The sequence below is a fragment of the Variovorax sp. FW301-JW7 genome (assembly GCF_058788795.1).
The window spans coordinates 541,164-557,409 of the sequence record NZ_JBYTBC010000001.1 but is presented as its reverse complement, the minus strand read 5'-3'; the positions used below and the strand labels follow the sequence as shown (position 1 = coordinate 557,409).

Below are 16,246 nucleotides of genomic sequence, written 5' to 3'. Positions count from 1 at the left end.
GCGCGCGGTCGCGGGCCATGGCGCAAAATCGGCATCGCCCCATGAAGAACAGCAGCAGCAGTACCGTCATTCCGATCGCTCAGGCCGGCCACGCCATCGTGGCCGCGCCGGCCATCGCCGTGCCCGCCACCGGCCTGCTGGCCGACCGGCTGGGCCGCCCGCTGACCGACCTGCGCATCAGCGTGACCGACCGCTGCAACTTCCGCTGCAGCTACTGCATGCCCAAGGACGTGTTCGACAAGGACTATCAGTACCTGCCGCACAGCGCCCTGCTGAGCTTCGAGGAAATCACGCGCCTGGCGCGCCTGTTCGCCTCGCACGGCGTGCGCAAGATCCGCCTGACCGGCGGCGAGCCGCTGCTGCGCAAGCACATCGAGGGCCTCATCGCGCAACTGGCCGAGCTGCGCACGCCCGACGGCGATGCGCTCGAGCTCACGCTGACCACCAACGGCTCGCTGCTGAAACGCAAGGCCGCCGCGCTGAAGGCCGCCGGCCTGCAGCGCGTGACGGTGAGCCTGGACAGCCTGGACGACACCGTGTTCCGCCACATGAACGACGTCGACTTTCCGGTGGCCGACGTGCTGGCCGGCATCGACGCCGCCCTGGCCGCGGGCCTGGGCCCGATCAAGGTCAACATGGTGGTCAAGCGCGGCACCAACGAGCAAGAGATCTTGCCGATGGCGCGCTACTTCCGCGAGCATCACGGCGGCAAGGTCGTGCTGCGCTTCATCGAGTACATGGACGTGGGCGCCACCAACGGCTGGCGCATGGACGAAGTGCTGCCCTCGGCCGAGGTCATCGCCCGCATCGCGGCCGAGTTTCCGCTCGTGCCGCTCGAAGCCACCACGCCCGGCGAGACCGCCCAGCGCTGGGCCTATGCCGACGGCGGCGGCGAGATCGGCGTGATCAGCAGCGTGACCCAGGCCTTCTGCCACGACTGCAGCCGCGCGCGCCTGTCGACCGAGGGCAAGCTGTACTTGTGCCTGTTCGCAAGCCAGGGCCACGACCTGCGACCGATGCTGCGCGACGGCGCGAGCGACGGCGACATTGCCTCCGCCATCGGCCACATCTGGCAGGGCCGCGCCGACCGCTACTCCGAGCTGCGCGCGCTGCGCGGCCCCGACGACAGCGCCCCCGACGCGGCAGCGCCCCGGCGCGTCGAGATGAGCTACATCGGCGGATGAGGCCGCCAGCCATGGGTACCGCACCGGCCATCGCAGCGGCCGACATCACAGGCCTCGTGCTCGCCGGCGGGCGCGGCACCCGCATGGGCGGGGTCGACAAGGGCCTGCAGATGCTCCAGGGGGAAGTGCTCGCTGCGCACGCCGTGCGGCGGCTGCGCCCGCAGGTCGGCCGCGTGCTGATCAATGCCAACCGGAACTTCGCCGCCTACGAAGCGCTGGGCGTGCCGGTGTTCGCCGACAGCGTGCCCGACCACCCCGGTCCGCTGGCCGGCATGCTGAGCGGGCTCGAACACTGCCCCACGCCCTGGCTGCTCACCGTGCCCTGCGACACGCCACGCTTTCCGCCCGACCTGGCGGCGCGACTGGCCGAAGCCCTGGCCGCCGAGGGCGCCCACGCGCGCATCGCCATGGCCGCCGCGCCTGAAACCGAGGCCGACGGCCGCACGGTGCTGCACCGTCAGCCGGTGTTCTGCCTGCTGCACATCGAACTGCGCGACAGCCTGCGCCGCTTTGTCGAGGAAGGCGGCCGCAAGGTCGGCGCCTGGACCGCGCAGCACAACGCCCTGACCGTTCCCTTCGACCGCCCCGGCGACGCGCCCGACGCCTTCTTCAACGCGAACACGCTGGCCGACCTGCAGACGCTCGAACAGCCATGAGCCGCATCGCCGCCATTGCCGCCGACCTCGCGGACTACGACGCGGGCGACCTCGACGTCGACACCGTCGCCGCCTTTCTCGCGCGCCTCGTCGCGCCGCTGGCCGTGGCCGACGCCGAAGAGGTCGCGCTGCGCGACGCGCTCGGCCGTGTGCTGGCCGACGACCTTGTCTCGCCCGTGAGCGTGCCGCCGCACGACAACTCGGCCATGGACGGCTACGCCTTCGACGGCGCACTGCTGCCGGCCGATGCGCCCATCGACCATTCGCTCACGCTGCGCGTGGCGGGCACGGCGCTGGCCGGCTCGGCCTGGCGCGGCACGCTCGGGCCGCACGACGCGGTGCGCATCATGACCGGCGCGATGATGCCGGCGGGCCTGGACACCGTGATCCCGCAAGAGTTCTGCAAGGTCGACGGCGACCAGGTCTGCTTTCCGGCCCGCGTGCTGCGGCGCGGCGACAACCGCCGCCTCGCGGGCGAAGACCTGATGCAGGACCAGCCGGCGCTGCGGCGCGGCGAGCGCCTGTCGCCGGCCGCGCTCGGCATGGTCGCCAGCCTCGGCCTGGCGCGCGTGACCGTGCGGCGCCGGCTGCGCGTGGCGTACTTCTCGACCGGCGACGAAATCCTCTGCCTGGGCGACACGCCGCGCGAAGGCGCCGTGTACGACAGCAACCGCTACACGCTGTTCGGGCTGCTCACGCGGCTGGGCTGCGAGGTGATCGACCTCGGCCTGGTGCACGACGACCCCGCCACGCTCGCGGCCACGCTGCAGCGCGCGGCGCACGAGGCCGATGCCATCGTCACCAGCGGTGGCGTGAGCGCAGGCGCGGCCGACCACACGCGCGACGTGATGCAGCAACTGGGCGACATGGCCTTCTGGCGGGTCGCGATGCGGCCCGGACGGCCGCTGGCGGTGGGGCTGATTCCGCGTCCGCGCGAGGCCACGGCCACGTCGGCCGTGCTGTTCGGCCTGCCGGGCAATCCGGTGGCGGCGATGGTTGCCTTCCTGGCCTTCGTGCGGCCGGCGCTGCTGCGGCTGATGGGCTGCCACGACGCGGCCTGCGCCCCGCCGCCGCTGCTGCGCGCGCGCAGCGCCGGGCCCATCCGCAAGAAACCGGGGCGCACCGAGTACCAGCGCGGAGTTGTCCGTCAGGTGCCGGGGTCGTTGCCAGAAGTGCGGGTGGCGGCGCACCAGGGATCGGGTGTGCTGAGCTCGATGCTCGAGGCCAACGGGCTCGTGGTGCTGCCCCACGACCAGGGCCATGTCGACGCCGGGCAGGAAGTCGACGTGATGGTCTTCGACGGGCTGATCTAGCCCCTGGCCCAGCCGCCGAGGGTCAGATCCGGCCCAGGGCCTTGTCCACGCCCTTGTTGGCCAGCATGTCGGCCCGCTCGTTGCCCGGGTCGCCCGAGTGGCCCTTCACCCAGCGCCACTCGATCTGGTGACCGCCTTCGGCCACCAGCTTGTCGAGCCGCTGCCAGAGCTCGACGTTCTTCACGGGCTGCTTGGTCGAGGTGAGCCAGCCCTTGGCCTTCCAGCCGCGAATCCACTCGGTGATGCCCATGCGCACGTACTGGCTGTCGAGGTACAGCAGCACCTTGCAGGGCCGCTTGAGCGCGGCCAGGCCTTCGATCACGGCCGTGAGTTCCATGCGGTTGTTGGTGGTGTTGAGTTCACCGCCGAACAGTTCCTTCTCGGTGGGGCCCGACTTGAGCCACGCGCCCCAGCCGCCCGGTCCCGGGTTGCCCTTGCACGCGCCATCGGTGTAGATCACGACTTCGTTCAAACTGACTGTTCCTTTTTTCTCTAGCGTCATGCGGGCGATGCCGCCCGCGTCCATGGATTCGTTCGTTCACTGCTTGCTGCGGTGCACCTTGCCCGCGATGGGCACCGGCGCCGTCGCCCGCGCACCGCTGCGGCGCCAGTCGGTGCTCAGCAGGCGCATGCCGCGCACGCGCTTCACCGCCACCAGGAAATAGGCGGCGCCGAAGATCGGCCACCAACGCTCGCCGGCAGCGTCCATCCAGCGCGAGCGCTCCAGCCAGGCTTCGCTGCGCACCGCCGGCCGGTAGATGCCGAAACGGCCCGATTCCACCTCGAAGCTCAAGAGCCGCAACCAGTCGCGCATGCGCCAGTAGCCGATGAACTCGCCGGCCTCGGGCAGGAAGGTCTCGCCCAGGCCCAGCCGGCGGTACAGGTGCCCGCGGCGCTGCCGCAGGCCCCACAGGCTGGTCGGGTTCAGGCCGCAGATCACCACCCGGCCCTCGGGCACCAGCACCCGCTCGACCTCGCGCAGCGTGGCGTGCGGATCGGGACTGAGTTCCAAAGCGTGCGGCAGCACCACGAGATCGAGGCTGTTGGCCGCGAACGGCAAGGCGGCGAAGTCGGTCACCAGCGTGGCCTTGCCGGCCCGCACCGGGTCGGTCAGGGCCAGCCAGCGGTGCGGCATGCGGTTGGTGCGCAGCCCGTTGACCTCGGCCGCGCCGAGCTGCAAGGCGTGGTAACCAAAAACATCGGCCACCGCCTCGTCGAACTGGGCCTGTTCCCAGGCCAGGAGGTAGCGACCGGGGGGGGTCGCGAACCAATCCTGCAAACCTATAATTTGACCGCTCATGACCCTTGTTCCGCTGCCCGCTTTTGCTGACAACTACATCTGGATGCTGCACGACGGGCACCACGCCATCGTGGTGGACCCGGGCGATGCCCAACCGGTGTTCGATGCGTTGGCGCACCACAAGCTGCAGCTGGCCGCGATTCTAGTCACGCACCACCACCCCGATCACACGGGCGGCGTGGCCGCGTTGCATGCGGCCACGGGCGCGAAGGTGTGGGGCCCGGCGCGCGAGCGCATCCCCGAGCCCTTCACGCCGCTGGTGCAGGGCGACATCGCGCAGGCCCTGGGCCTGCGCTTCGAGGTCATCGACGTGCCGGGCCACACGGCCGGGCACATCGCGTACTTTCTGCCGGCCTCGGCCGCGCAGGCCCCCGTGCTGTTCTGCGGCGACACCCTCTTCTCCGGCGGCTGCGGTCGCCTGTTCGAGGGCACGCCTGCGCAGATGCTCGCCTCGCTCGACGCGCTGGCCGCGCTGCCCGGCGACACGCGTGTGTGCTGTGCGCACGAATACACACTTGCTAACCTGAAGTTCGCCCGCGCCGTGGAACCCGGCAACGACGAACTCACTCACTACAACGCGCATTGCGAAAGCCTGCGCGCACAGGGGCAGCCCACGCTGCCCTCGCAACTGGCGATCGAACGCCGGATCAACCCCTTTCTTCGCAGCCGCGAAGCCACCGTCTTTCGAGCAGTGCGGGCCCATGCCGAGCTTTCCGCGGATGCCGCCGAAGCCGAGGTGTTCGCCGCGCTGCGCCAATGGAAAAACGACTTCCGATGAAATTTATCGTTGCCACCTGCCTCGCAGGCTCCCTGGTACTCGCGGGCTGCGCGAGCACGGACAACAGTGCTTCTTCCTCCCCCACCGCCAAGGCCGGCACCGCTGCCGGCGGCACCGGCGCCCGCCCCTCGGGCAGCGCCACGCCCATCTATCCGCGCGACGCCAACCTCAGCCCGCTGACCAGCGGCCAGGCGCGTTCGCAGAGCGTGGTCACGCTGGCCCCGCCGGCCGACATGTGGGACCGCATCCGCCGCGGCTTCAAGATGCCCAACCTCGAGAGCGACCTGGTGCGCGACCGCGAGCAGTGGTACGCCAGCCGGCCCGACTACATCCAGCGCATGACCGAGCGCTCGAACAAGTACATCTTCCACATCGTCGAGGAGCTCGAGCGCCGCAACATGCCGACCGAGCTGGCGCTGCTGCCGTACATCGAGAGCGCCTTCAATCCGCAGGCCGTGTCGAGCGCGCGCGCCGCCGGCATGTGGCAGTTCATGCCCGCCACCGGCACCGACTTCGACCTGAAGCAGAACATCTTCCGCGACGACCGCCGCGACGTCGTGGCCTCCACCCGCGCCGCGCTCGACTACCTGCAGAAGCTCTACGGCATGTTCGGCGACTGGCAGCTCGCACTGGCCGCCTACAACTGGGGTGAAGGCAGCGTGGGACGCGCCATCGCCAAGAACCAGCGCCTGGGCCTGCCCACCACCTACAGCGACCTGTCGATGCCGGCCGAGACCCGGCTCTACGTGCCCAAGCTGCAGGCCGTGAAGAACATCGTGGCCAACCCGCAGGCCTTCAACGCCGAGCTGCCGCTGATCGCCAACCACCCCTACTTCCAGACCGTGCCGCTCACGCGCGACCTCGACGTGGAACTGGCGGCCAAGTTGGCCGACGTGCGCATCGAAGACTTCCGCGCGCTCAACCCCGCCGCCCACAAGCCCGTGCTGATCGCGGCCGGCACCTCCGACATCCTGCTGCCCTGGGACAACGCGGCGGTCTTCAAGCGCAACTTCGACGCCTACTCGCAAGGCCAGTACGCCAGCTGGACCGCCTGGGTCGTGCCCAGCACCATGACGGTGGCCGACGCCGCCCAGCGCTCGGGCATGAGCGAGTCGGACCTGCGCGCGCTCAACAACGTGCCGCCGCGCATGCTGATCAAGGCCGGCTCCACGCTGATCGTGCCGCGCGGCGCGCGCGTGAAGGAAGACGTGGCGGCGGTCGTGGCCGACGGCGGCCACCTGAGCTTCCAGCCCGAGATCATCACGCGCCGCACCACCGTCAAGGCCGGCCGCTCGGACAACGTGGCGAGCATCGCGCGCCGCTACAACCTCAAGCCCGCGGCCGTGGCCGACTGGAACGACGTCAACACGAGCCACGCCTTCAAGCGCGGCTACAGCGTGGTCGTGTACCTGCCGGTGCGCGCCACGCCTGCGGCCCGTGTCGGCTCGGGCGCAGCACCCGCGCGCGGCCGTGGCGCCGTGGTGGCCACCTCCAAGCGCGGCGGTGTGCCGGCCAAGACCGCCGCACGCGGCAGCAGCAGCGCCAAGCAGGCGGTGGTGCGCCAGCCGCGCGGCGGCACGCCGTCCAAGCACAAGCGCTGAGCACCGTCGTCGGCAGCGGCAACGCCGCGCCGCTCAGGGGTGCAGCGTCTGCCCGGCCCCGGCCCGGCGGCGCACCACGGCCTCCAGCGCCGCCACGGCCACCATCACCAGCGTGGTCAACGAGCCCACCACCAGGATCGAGAGCTGTGAGGCGAACACCGCCAACACCGCGAGCAGCGCCAAGCCGTACAGGTGCGACTGCGGCATGAAGCCGCGCACCACGCGCTTGAACAGCGCATTGCCGAACAGGTAGATCGCCGGCCCACCCAACAGCGGTCCGAGGTGCTTCCATTGCGCATGGTGCGAACCCTCGCCGATCACGAGTTCGTCGGCCACGGCGCAGACGATGATGCCGGCCACCAGGATCACATGCGTGTAGTGGAACTTGGCGCCGATGCCGCCCGGGTCCTTGGCGTGCTCGATGACGTGCGTCGCTTCCTTGGCGCTGGTGTCGAAGTACATCCACCACATCGCGAGGCTGCCGGCGAAGCTCACGAGCAGCGCGAACAGGTCGACACCGTGCCATTCGGTGTGGTGGCCGAAGGCGATGCCGGTGGCCAGCACCGATTCGCCCAGCGCCACGATCACGAACAGCTGGCAGCGCTCGGCCAGGTGGCCGCCGTCAATGGTCCAGTCGGCGGTGGTCGACCGCCCGAGGCCCGGAAAGCGCAGGCCAATCATCGGCGCCACGTACTCGCACGAGACAGCAGCCATCCACAGCAACAGACGCACCGTGCCTTGCTGCGCCAGGCCGCCCGCGATCCAGAACACCGCGGCCACGCAGTTCCAGGCCAGCAGGCGCCGGAAGTTGGGCGCCAGCGCATGGTCGCGCCCCACCGCCACCAGCATGCCGAAGGTGCGCCCGACCTGGATGCCCGCGAAACACAGCGCGAACACCAGCCCGCGCTCGCCGAAGGCGCCCGGCAATGCCGACGCCATCACCATCGCCAGCAGCATGACGCCGAACAGCATGGCCCGTATGCGCAGCGTGCCCGGGTTGAACCAGTTGGTCGTCCACGCCGTGTACTGCCAGCCGAGCCACACCGCAAACCACATCACCAGCGTCTGCAAGGCGCCGAGCAGCGTGAGGTGGTCCAGCAGGTAGTGGGACAGCTGCGTGACGGAAAAGGCATAGACCAGGTCGAAGAACAGCTCTTCGTTCGACACCCTTGCGGCTTCGCCGCGCGAGCGCAAGGTACTCCCGCGCTGGTTCCCGTGGTTGTGGTTCAAGATTCACTCCCAGATGTTGTTGTCGCCCCCCACGGGCGCTCTGGCGCGATCATCGCACTGGCGGCCTACAACTTCTCGGTCTCGCCGCTCCTGGGTTGCCACTTCATCAGGCGCTTCTCGATCAGCCCCACGAGCCCGTCGAGTGCCAGCGCGAAGGCCGTGAGCACCACGATGCCCGCGAAGACCGTGTTCACGTCGAAGGTGCCCTCGGCCTGCAGGATCAGGTAGCCCACGCCGCGCGCCGAGCCCAGGTACTCCCCCACCACCGCGCCGACGAAAGCCAGGCCCACGGAGGTGTGCAGGCTGGAGAACACCCAGCTCGTGGCGCTGGGCAGGTACACCGTGCGCAGCAGCTGCCGCTGGTTGGCGCCCAGCATCTTCGCGTTGGCCAGCACCACCGGACTCACTTCGCGCACGCCCTGGTAGACGTTGAAGAACACGATGAAGAACACCAGCGTGACGGCCAGCGCCACCTTGCTCCAGATGCCCAGGCCGAACCACAGCGCGAAGATCGGCGCGAGGATCACGCGCGGCATCGAATTCGCGGCCTTGATGTAGGGGTCGAGGATCAGGCTCGCCGTGGGCGCCAGCGCCAGCCACAGGCCGCAGCCCAGCCCGAGCGCCGTACCGATGCCGAAGGCCAGCACCGTTTCGAGCAGCGTCGTGCCCAGGTGGCGGTAGATGTCGGCGTTGCCCTTCAGGCCTTCGGGAAACACCAGGTTCGGCGGCACCTCGAAGGGCAGGAACCAGCTCCAGATGCGCCCCGCCACCACGATCGGCTGGCCGAGGAAGAACGCGATCTGGTCGTTGCGCGAGGCCACATGCCAGGTCACGAGGATCACGGCCAGCAGCATCAGCTGCCAGAAGCGCGCATGGCGTGCATCGAGGCGCGGCATCATGCGGCCTTCCTCAGTTGCTGCGCGTAGCCCTTGAGCACCTCGTCGCGCAGCACCTCCCAGATCTGCCGATGCAACTCCACGAAGCGCGGCTGCGTGCGCACCTCGGCCACGTCGCGCGGACGCGGCAGGTCGATCACGAACTCGCCGATCGGCCGCGTCGCCGGGCCGGCCGACAGCACCACCACGCGGTCGCTCATCGCAATCGCCTCGTCGAGGTCGTGCGTGATGAAGAGCACGGCCTTCTTCTTCGCGCTCCAGAGTTCGAGCACTTCGTTTTCCATCAGCTGCCGCGTCTGCACGTCGAGCGCGCTGAAGGGCTCGTCCATGAGGATGATGTCGGGGTCGAGCACCAGCGTCTGCGCCAGCGCCACGCGCTTGCGCATGCCGCCCGAGAGCTGGTGCGGGTAGCGATCGCCGAAGCCCGAAAGGCCCACGCGCGAGAGCCAGGCCTCGGCCTGCGCGTGCGCCTCGGCATCGGGCACGCCGCGGTACTGCAGCCCCACCTTCACGTTGTCGATGGCGCTGCGCCATGGCATCAGCGCCTCGGTCTGGAACATGTAGCCCGCGCGCTTGTTCACGCCCGTGAGCGCCCGGCCGAAGACCTTCACCCCGCCCGACGATGGTTCGAGCAACCCTGCGCCCACGTTCAGCAGCGTCGACTTGCCGCAGCCCGTGGGCCCGACCACCGAGACGAACTCGCCCGCACCGATGCGCAGCGTGGTGTCGTCCACCGCCGTGTAGCGCTGGCCCGGGTCGTCCTTCGAATGGAAGGTGCAGCGGATGGAAAGGAGTTCGAGTGCGTAGTCGGACATGGCGCTCCGGAAGAAAAAACCCGGCCGAAGCCGGGTTGCTGAACGTTCGCAATCAGGCTTTGAACCTGTCTTTCGCACGCTTTGCAAAATCGTTGGTGTAGGTCCTGGCGAGGTCGATCTTGTCGGCCTTGACCGAGGTGTCGAAGCTCGCGATGGCGTTGAGCGCCGTCTTCGGTCCTTCGGCCGGCACGAGGCCGTCGGTGGCGATGGACTCACGCACCTTGTCGAACGACGCGAGGTACAGCGCGCGGTCGCCCAGCAGATACGTCTCGGGCACGGTCTTGATGATGTCGCCCGGCCCCGCCGTCTGCAGCCACTTGAGGCCGCGCACGATCGCGTTCGCCAGCGCCTGGCAGGTGTTGGGGTGCTTCTGGATGAAGTCGATCGGCGCGTACAGGCAGGCCGCGGGCATCGGCCCGCCGAACACCTGCTCGGTGCCCTTGAGCGTGCGCGTGTCGCTGATGATCTTCACGTCGCCCTTCTGCTCGAGCATCGTCATCACCGGGTCGGTGTTGCTGATGGCGTCGATCTGGCCCGAGCGCATCGCGGTGAGCGCACCGGCCGCCACGCCCACGCCGATGAAGCTCACGTCGCTGGCCTTGAGACCACCGCGCGAGAGCACGAGGTTGGCCACCATGTTGGTCGACGAGCCCGGCGCCGAGACGCCGATCTTCTTGCCCTTGAGGTCCTGGATGCCGGTGTAGCCCGCCATGTTCTTCGTCGACACGCCCACCGCGATCTGCGGTGCGCGGCCCTGCAGCACGAAGGCCTGGAAGAACTGGTTCTTGGCCTGCAGGTTGATCGTGTGTTCGTACGCACCCGAACAGACATCGGCCGAGCCGCCCACCACCGCTTGCAATGCACGCGCGCCGCCGGCGAAGTCGGAGATTTCCACTTCGAGGCCTTCGGCCTTGAAGTAGCCCAGCTGCTCGGAGATGGTGAGCGGGAGGTAGTAGAACGCCGCCTTGCCGCCCACCGCGATCGAGACCTTGGTTTTCTCCAGCTTGGCCTGCTGCGCAAAGACCCGCGGCAATGCAATCGCTGCGGCAGCGATGGCGGAAGCGGAGATGAGGGTTCTGCGATGAAGCATGGCGCGGTCCTGCGGGGCTCTGTGATTCTTGTGAACTGAATCGAGCTTAGGCGTGCGCCGTGTGGGCCTGCATCGGGGTCATCCCGTGCGGGTTTCCACGTAAGCACGAAGGCCTCCTGGAGAAGCCTTCGCCAAGGCGCTATCGCGCCAGAAAAAGTATCGCGATATTGACCAGGAACGCGAGTGCCCAGACCGCACTGCGCGCGCTCGGCGCGCCGCGGATGTAGAGCGCGAGATAGATCACGCGCAGCACCACGTAGGCCACCGCGAGCATGTCGAGCCGCGCCTGCGCCACGCCGAGCTGGTGCGCGATGACCACCGCGCCGATGAAGAACGGCAGGCCTTCGAAGCTGTTGGCCTGCGCACTGTTGGCGCGTGCGCGCCAGCCGCTTTGCTTGGCGGCCCAGTCGCGCGGATGCATGTTGTCGCGCACGCCGAAGCTGCCCGCCTTCGCGATCCATGCCGCGAGGTACGGCAGGCCGCAGGCGATGAACACGCACCAGTAGGCGACGGTGAGCAGAGAGAAGGTCATGGTGACGACAACAAAAGGGAAGAACGAACGCGGCCTTGAACAGGCCGCGCGTCAGCGGCGATCGACCAGCGCGTGCGCGATGGTGCCGAGGTCGACGTACTCGAGCTCGCTGCCGGCCGGCACGCCGCGCGCGAGACGCGTCACGGTGAGCCCATGCTGCTTGAGCGCCTCGCCGATCACGTGCGCCGTGGCCTCGCCTTCGGCGGTGAAGTTGGTTGCGAGGATGACCTCGCTCACCGTGCCGTCGCGTGCGCGGTCGAACAGCTTCTGCAGGCCGATGTCCTTCGGCCCGATGCCGTCGAGCGGACTGAGCTTGCCCATGAGCACGAAGTAGTAGCCGCGAAAGGCGCCCGTGCGTTCGAGCGCGGCCTGGTCGGCTGGCGTCTCGACCACGCACAGCTTGGTGCCGTCGCGTCGAGAGTCCATGCAGACATGGCAGATCGGTGCTTCGGTGAAGGTGTTGCACAGCTCGCAGTGCCGCACCTGGCCTGCCGCCTGCTGCAACGCGCGCGCGAGCAACTGCGCGCCCTCGCGGTCGTGCTGCAGCAGGTGGAAGGCCATGCGCGAGGCCGACTTGACGCCGACACCGGGCAACCGGCGCAGCGCATCGACCAGCGCATCGAGCGAACTGGCGTCTGCCATGCGTCGCTTAGAACGGCAGCTTCATGCCGGGCGGGAGACCGGGCATGCCGGCCGTCAGCTTGCCCATCTTCTGCTCGCTGGTTTCCTCGGCCTTGCGCACGGCGGCGTTGAAGGCGGCAGCCACGAGGTCTTCGAGCATGTCCTTGTCGTCGGCCAGCAGGCTGGGGTCGATGGTGATGCGCTTGACGTCGTGCTTGCAGGTCATGACGACCTTGACGAGACCGGCGCCCGACTCGCCTTCGACCTCGATGTGCGCCAGTTCTTCCTGGGCCTTCTTGAGGTTGTCCTGCATTGCCTGCGCCTGCTTCATGAGGCCGGCCAGTTGTCCTTTGTTGAACATCGTTGGTCCTGTCTGTGATGGGTTGGTGATGGAAAGAATACGGGTCGAAAAATGCGGCGACTGCGGCGCCGGCTTCAGAGGGGCTTCAGCGATCCGGGCACGATCTTCGCATCGAAGTCGCGCATCAGCATCTGCACCTCGGGGTCGCTGCGGATGGCTTCCTCGGCCACCCGCTGGCGCTCGTCGGCGGCCTGCTTGTTGCGGCGCGCCGGGCTGTCGACCACGCCGCCGATCTCGATGGCCAGCCTCACATTGTGGCCGAGGCCCTGCAGCGCCGCCGTGAGCTTCTCGCGGCTGGACGGCTGGTTGAGGGTTTCACGCTCGATGCGCAGCATCCACTGGTCGGTGTCGCGCGCCACCAGCTGCGACTGCAGCGCCAGTTCGCGCGCCAGTGCCGCCACGCTTTCGGCGGTGACGAGCTGCATGACCGTGGCATGCCAGAAGTCGCCCTCTTCGCTCGGCGGAATCGGGGTGTAGGTGCTGCGCTGTTCTTCTTCGCGCGGCACGTCGCGCTGGCCGGGCGGCGGCTGCACGCGGATCGGCACGCCGACGACATGGGCTGCGGCGGCGTCGGACGCCTCTTGCGGCGCAGGCCGGGGCATGGGCTGGCGCTGCGGGGCATCGACCACCGCGAGCCGCTGGCCGGCCGGCGCGGGTTGTGCGGGCGGTTGCGAAGGCGCGGCAGCCGGTGCCGGATCGGGCACCGAAGGCCGGGAAACCGGGGCGGCTTCGCGCGCGGGAGCCCGCGGCGCGGCGCCACCGGCGTCATTCAGAGTTTTTTTTTCCGTGGAGGCCGTCGAGGCGGCCGCATGGGAGGGCTTGAAGGCCAGCAGCCGCAACAGCACCATGGTCAGCGCCGCGTACTCGTCGGGCGCAAGGCCCAGCTCGCCGCGCCCGTGCAGGCACAGGCTGTACAGCAGCTGCGTCTCGTCGGCGGGCATCAGTGACGCCAGGCGCGCCGTGTCGGCTGCGTCGGGGTCGGTGGCCGCGTCGGCCGATTCGGCGCGCGAGGGCACGGCCTGCAGCACGGCCATGGCCTGCAGCACCGCCGTCATTTCTTCGAGCGTGGACGCGGCGGACATGCCGTCGCGGCGCAGCGCCTCGGAGGTGTCGACCACGGTCTTGCCGTCGCCTTGTGCCAGCGCTTCGATGAGGCGGAACACATGGCCGCGATCGACGCTGCCGAGCATCTGGCGCACGCCAGTCTCGAGCAGCTCGCCGTTGCCGAAGGCGATGGCCTGGTCGGTGAGCGAGAGCGCGTCGCGCATCGAACCGCGTGCGGCGCGCGCCAGCAGGCGCAGCGCCTGCGGCTCGGCCGGCACCTGCTCGGTCTGCAGCACGCTCGTGAGGTGTTCGAGCACCGTCTCGGGCGCCATCGGCCGCAGGTTGAACTGCAGGCAGCGCGACAGCACCGTCACAGGCACCTTCTGCGGATCGGTCGTGGCCAGCACGAACTTGAGGTACTCGGGCGGCTCCTCGAGCGTCTTGAGCATCGCGTTGAACGCGGTGTTCGTGAGCATGTGCACTTCGTCGATCATGAAGACCTTGAAGCGCCCCTGCACCGGCTTGTAGACCGCCTGTTCGAGCAGCGACTGCACTTCGTCCACGCCGCGGTTGGAGGCCGCGTCGAGCTCGGTGTAGTCGACGAAGCGGCCCGAATCGATGTCGCGGCAAGCCTGGCACACGCCGCAGGGCGTGGCCGTGATGCCGCCCTGCCCGTCCGGGCCCTGGCAGTTGAGCGACTTGGCCAGGATGCGCGACACCGTGGTCTTGCCCACGCCCCGCGTCCCGGTGAACAGATAGGCGTGGTGCAGGCGCTGCGTCGTCAGCGCGTTTTCCAGCGCCTGGACCACATGCCCCTGACCGACCATCTCACCGAAGGTTTTCGGACGGAACTTGCGAGCGAGCACGAGATAAGACATTGCGGGCATTCTAAAAGGCGCGGCGGGGGTCACTTCACGCTTGTTTCCCGTCCCCCTCGAAATGATTCACGCCCCGGCGAAGGGGGCAAATTCACGCGGTTAGAATGCAGGCTGACGGGCCTCCCTGCATGGTGAAGTGGCCAACCGGGTCAGGTGGGGAACCAAGCAGCCCTAACTGCGTAGTCAGTGCCAGGGGTAAGGCTCGTCAACCTAACATCCAGAAGCCGTGAGTTCCTTTGCAGAGAACTTACGCGCTGTGTCCAGGCGTTACCGACCCCGGACACCTCAAATTCCCAGAACTTCGCGCAGCCTGCCATGAACATGGACATCCGGCCCGCCCGCATCAGCGATCTCGACGCGTTGGTGCGCCTCGACACCGTGACCGCGCACGATGCGCGCCGCGCGGCGCAGATCAAAGGCTGGATCGAAGATCGCTTCTGCCACGTGATCGAGATGGATGGCGACATCGCCGCCTACGGCGTGCTGCACCACCACTTCTTCGACTGCGGCTTCATCGAGATGCTCATGGTCGGCGAAAGGTTTCGCCGCAGGCGGCTCAGCCTGCGACTCATCGATCACTTCCAGTCGATCTGCGAACGCCCCAAGCTCTTCACCTCCACGAACCGCTCCAACACGGCGATGCACGCGCTGCTGAAAGAAGCCGGGTTCAGGGAGAGCGGCCACATCGAGAACCTCGATGCGGACGACCTCGAGCAGGTGTTCTTCTGGCCGTGCGCGCGCTCGCGTTAACGGAACTGCCTTGAAGGCTTCTCCGCAGGACAAGCGCAAGAGCCTCTCGTCCTGCAGCAGCGTCAGATCACCGCCGCGTCCGCGGCCTCCTTGCCCGATGCGGGCTTGAGGTACGCGGTCACACATGCCTGAAGTCGATCGGCGAAGTCGAACAAGTCATCGACGCCTTCAAGCGAGACCTTCTCCTCGTTCTTGCTTTCGTCAAAGAGTCCAACAACCAGCTTGCTTTCGTTGTTAAACCGAAGGCGGCAGATTGGTTTGCGGTTGTTGTCGTCAAAGAGAATTGCGCAATAACTTGCTGCATCCCGGATGTTCACGCGATTCGGCTTCACCACGGGACGCAAGATTGCACGGATGATTTGAAAAGCCTCGAGCTCAACCGGTGACGGTACAAAAGACTCATCCTCCGCCTGAGGAGAGTCCACCAATGCAGCTTCAGGAACCAGCACAGGCTCCGGGGTCATCGCCCCCTTGAGCCGCTCGTTGATCTTGTCGCCCACAAGTTGCTGGAAGGCCTGCCTTGTGATCAGCGTGAATTGATCCTTGACCGCACTTTTGAAGTGCTTTCCAGCCAGAAATTCGGCCGACACCAGGCGCACGAACTCCTCAGGAGGGTTGACCATCCAATCGGTCAGGGTGTTTTGAATCGCCCGCGTGTACTTCAAGTGGTTGGCTGTCGTCAGGATGTTCTCGAGGTCGAAGGCCGACTTCGCAAACTTCTTCAACTCTTCCACGTCTTGGTCGCGGAAATCCAGCATGTTGAATTCGAAAAATGGCTTCTCATCCATCTTGTTGGGCTTCTCCAGGTCCGTGAAGAACCGATAGACAAGGCCATTGGTCAGTACGCCGAAACGGGCTTCGGTCACGTGGAAGTACCGAAACAGCTGACTCGCATGATTGATGTGAAGGTCACCGCCGCTCTTCTTGCATTCGAACAACATGATCGGCTTGCCATCTTTCAGGATCGCATAGTCGACCTTTTCGCCCTTTTTCGTACCCACGTCAGCAATGAGCTCAGGGGTCACTTCCAAGGGATCAAACACGTTGTATCCAAGGAGCTGAATGAATGGCATGACCATCGCATTCTTGGTTGCCTCCTCGGTTTGCAAGATATCTTTCGCGGCGGTTACTCGCGATGCAAGGGCCCTGATCTGATCGATGAAATCCAATTCCGTCTCCTCGTTGTAGTAGATGCCG

General features: G+C 67.6%; 17 protein-coding genes and 1 other RNA gene. 7 read left to right on the top strand and 11 right to left on the bottom strand.

Annotated features, from left to right (window positions below; translation table 11 throughout):
* Positions 1–41: 41 nt before the first annotated feature.
* From moaA to moeA, 3 genes are read left to right on the top strand one after another with little or no spacing between them, the layout of a single operon-like run.
* The gene (gene moaA / locus AC3WQM_RS02385; RefSeq protein ID WP_492676795.1) at positions 42–1,184 is read left to right on the top strand and encodes a GTP 3',8-cyclase MoaA; all 1,143 of its coding nucleotides are present in this window, start codon (positions 42–44) and stop codon (positions 1,182–1,184) included.
* A gap of 11 nt (positions 1,185–1,195) precedes the next feature.
* On the top strand, positions 1,196–1,840 hold the full coding sequence (gene mobA, locus AC3WQM_RS02380) for a molybdenum cofactor guanylyltransferase MobA (RefSeq protein WP_492676794.1): 645 nt from the start codon (positions 1,196–1,198) through the stop codon (positions 1,838–1,840).
* Positions 1,837–3,153: a molybdopterin molybdotransferase MoeA gene (gene moeA / locus AC3WQM_RS02375; protein WP_492676792.1), complete on the top strand. Its 1,317-nt coding sequence runs from the start codon at positions 1,837–1,839 to the stop codon at positions 3,151–3,153. The genes mobA and moeA overlap by 4 nt, the downstream gene beginning before the upstream one ends.
* Before the next feature lie 22 nt (positions 3,154–3,175).
* Here the strand turns inward: moeA and rnhA are convergent, their stop codons facing one another.
* Both rnhA and AC3WQM_RS02365 read right to left on the bottom strand, forming a co-directional pair.
* Positions 3,176–3,625: a ribonuclease HI gene (rnhA, locus tag AC3WQM_RS02370; RefSeq protein WP_139704073.1), complete on the bottom strand. Its 450-nt coding sequence runs from the start codon at positions 3,623–3,625 to the stop codon at positions 3,176–3,178.
* A 66-nt stretch (positions 3,626–3,691) separates the two neighbouring features.
* Positions 3,692–4,453, bottom strand: coding sequence for a class I SAM-dependent methyltransferase (locus tag AC3WQM_RS02365; RefSeq protein ID WP_260684899.1), 762 nt, complete (start codon positions 4,451–4,453; stop codon positions 3,692–3,694).
* Between AC3WQM_RS02365 and gloB the strand changes: the two genes are divergently transcribed.
* Together gloB and AC3WQM_RS02355 are read left to right on the top strand one after the other, a co-directional pair.
* Complete coding sequence (gene gloB / locus AC3WQM_RS02360) at positions 4,452–5,231, top strand: hydroxyacylglutathione hydrolase (protein WP_492676791.1); 780 nt, start codon at positions 4,452–4,454, stop codon at positions 5,229–5,231. The genes AC3WQM_RS02365 and gloB overlap by 2 nt on opposite strands.
* Positions 5,228–6,832, top strand: a complete 1,605-nt coding sequence (locus tag AC3WQM_RS02355; protein ID WP_492676790.1) for a transglycosylase SLT domain-containing protein — start codon at positions 5,228–5,230, stop codon at positions 6,830–6,832. Before gloB ends, AC3WQM_RS02355 begins: the two co-directional genes overlap by 4 nt.
* A 33-nt stretch (positions 6,833–6,865) precedes the next feature.
* On the opposite strand, the gene AC3WQM_RS02350 is transcribed toward AC3WQM_RS02355, so the two are convergent.
* The 8 genes from AC3WQM_RS02350 to dnaX all read right to left on the bottom strand — a co-directional run bounded on the left by AC3WQM_RS02350 (position 6,866) and on the right by dnaX (position 14,299).
* Positions 6,866–8,062 (bottom strand): low temperature requirement protein A, encoded by a 1,197-nt coding sequence (locus tag AC3WQM_RS02350; protein WP_492676789.1) that lies wholly within the window; start codon positions 8,060–8,062, stop codon positions 6,866–6,868.
* A 65-nt stretch (positions 8,063–8,127) separates the two neighbouring features.
* Positions 8,128–8,961, bottom strand: coding sequence for an ABC transporter permease (locus tag AC3WQM_RS02345; protein WP_492676788.1), 834 nt, complete (start codon positions 8,959–8,961; stop codon positions 8,128–8,130).
* Positions 8,958–9,773 (bottom strand): ABC transporter ATP-binding protein, encoded by an 816-nt coding sequence (locus AC3WQM_RS02340; protein ID WP_492676786.1) that lies wholly within the window; start codon positions 9,771–9,773, stop codon positions 8,958–8,960. The genes AC3WQM_RS02345 and AC3WQM_RS02340 overlap by 4 nt, the downstream gene beginning before the upstream one ends.
* 52 nt (positions 9,774–9,825) lie before the next feature.
* Positions 9,826–10,863, bottom strand: coding sequence for an ABC transporter substrate-binding protein (locus AC3WQM_RS02335; RefSeq protein ID WP_489061536.1), 1,038 nt, complete (start codon positions 10,861–10,863; stop codon positions 9,826–9,828).
* A gap of 139 nt (positions 10,864–11,002) precedes the next feature.
* Positions 11,003–11,395 carry an MAPEG family protein gene (locus AC3WQM_RS02330; protein WP_070060948.1) on the bottom strand — a complete coding sequence of 131 codons (393 nt, stop codon included), beginning with the start codon at positions 11,393–11,395 and terminating at the stop codon, positions 11,003–11,005.
* Positions 11,396–11,446: 51 nt separating this feature from the next.
* A complete protein-coding gene (gene recR / locus AC3WQM_RS02325; protein ID WP_062473120.1) occupies positions 11,447–12,037 on the bottom strand; it encodes a recombination mediator RecR in 591 nt (196 codons plus the stop codon).
* A gap of 7 nt (positions 12,038–12,044) precedes the next feature.
* Positions 12,045–12,377, bottom strand: a complete 333-nt coding sequence (locus tag AC3WQM_RS02320) for a YbaB/EbfC family nucleoid-associated protein (RefSeq protein ID WP_007836669.1) — start codon at positions 12,375–12,377, stop codon at positions 12,045–12,047.
* 74 nt (positions 12,378–12,451) lie between these two features.
* Positions 12,452–14,299 carry a DNA polymerase III subunit gamma/tau gene (dnaX, locus tag AC3WQM_RS02315; RefSeq protein WP_492676784.1) on the bottom strand — a complete coding sequence of 616 codons (1,848 nt, stop codon included), beginning with the start codon at positions 14,297–14,299 and terminating at the stop codon, positions 12,452–12,454.
* Between the two features lie 113 nt (positions 14,300–14,412).
* Here dnaX and ffs point away from each other — a divergent pair.
* Both ffs and AC3WQM_RS02305 read left to right on the top strand, forming a co-directional pair.
* Positions 14,413–14,509: signal recognition particle sRNA small type (gene ffs / locus AC3WQM_RS02310), an RNA gene on the top strand.
* A 105-nt stretch (positions 14,510–14,614) separates the two neighbouring features.
* The gene (locus tag AC3WQM_RS02305) at positions 14,615–15,049 is read left to right on the top strand and encodes a GNAT family N-acetyltransferase (RefSeq protein WP_492676783.1); all 435 of its coding nucleotides are present in this window, start codon (positions 14,615–14,617) and stop codon (positions 15,047–15,049) included.
* A 62-nt stretch (positions 15,050–15,111) separates the two neighbouring features.
* On the opposite strand, the gene AC3WQM_RS02300 is transcribed toward AC3WQM_RS02305, so the two are convergent.
* The gene (locus tag AC3WQM_RS02300) at positions 15,112–16,218 is read right to left on the bottom strand and encodes a type I restriction endonuclease (RefSeq protein WP_492676782.1); all 1,107 of its coding nucleotides are present in this window, start codon (positions 16,216–16,218) and stop codon (positions 15,112–15,114) included.
* Positions 16,219–16,246: the final 28 nt, after the last annotated feature.

Coding starts and splice junctions, on each gene's coding strand:
- moaA (WP_492676795.1), top strand. CDS start 42: ATGAAGAACAGCAGCAGCAGTACCGTCATTCCGATCGCTCAGGCCGGC.
- mobA (WP_492676794.1), top strand. CDS start 1,196: ATGGGTACCGCACCGGCCATCGCAGCGGCCGACATCACAGGCCTCGTG.
- moeA (WP_492676792.1), top strand. CDS start 1,837: ATGAGCCGCATCGCCGCCATTGCCGCCGACCTCGCGGACTACGACGCG.
- gloB (WP_492676791.1), top strand. CDS start 4,452: ATGACCCTTGTTCCGCTGCCCGCTTTTGCTGACAACTACATCTGGATG.
- AC3WQM_RS02365 (WP_260684899.1), bottom strand. CDS start 4,453: ATGAGCGGTCAAATTATAGGTTTGCAGGATTGGTTCGCGACCCCCCCC.
- AC3WQM_RS02355 (WP_492676790.1), top strand. CDS start 5,228: ATGAAATTTATCGTTGCCACCTGCCTCGCAGGCTCCCTGGTACTCGCG.
- AC3WQM_RS02345 (WP_492676788.1), bottom strand. CDS start 8,961: ATGATGCCGCGCCTCGATGCACGCCATGCGCGCTTCTGGCAGCTGATG.
- AC3WQM_RS02340 (WP_492676786.1), bottom strand. CDS start 9,773: ATGTCCGACTACGCACTCGAACTCCTTTCCATCCGCTGCACCTTCCAT.
- AC3WQM_RS02335 (WP_489061536.1), bottom strand. CDS start 10,863: ATGCTTCATCGCAGAACCCTCATCTCCGCTTCCGCCATCGCTGCCGCA.
- AC3WQM_RS02330 (WP_070060948.1), bottom strand. CDS start 11,395: ATGACCTTCTCTCTGCTCACCGTCGCCTACTGGTGCGTGTTCATCGCC.
- recR (WP_062473120.1), bottom strand. CDS start 12,037: ATGGCAGACGCCAGTTCGCTCGATGCGCTGGTCGATGCGCTGCGCCGG.
- AC3WQM_RS02320 (WP_007836669.1), bottom strand. CDS start 12,377: ATGTTCAACAAAGGACAACTGGCCGGCCTCATGAAGCAGGCGCAGGCA.
- dnaX (WP_492676784.1), bottom strand. CDS start 14,299: ATGTCTTATCTCGTGCTCGCTCGCAAGTTCCGTCCGAAAACCTTCGGT.
- AC3WQM_RS02305 (WP_492676783.1), top strand. CDS start 14,615: ATGAACATGGACATCCGGCCCGCCCGCATCAGCGATCTCGACGCGTTG.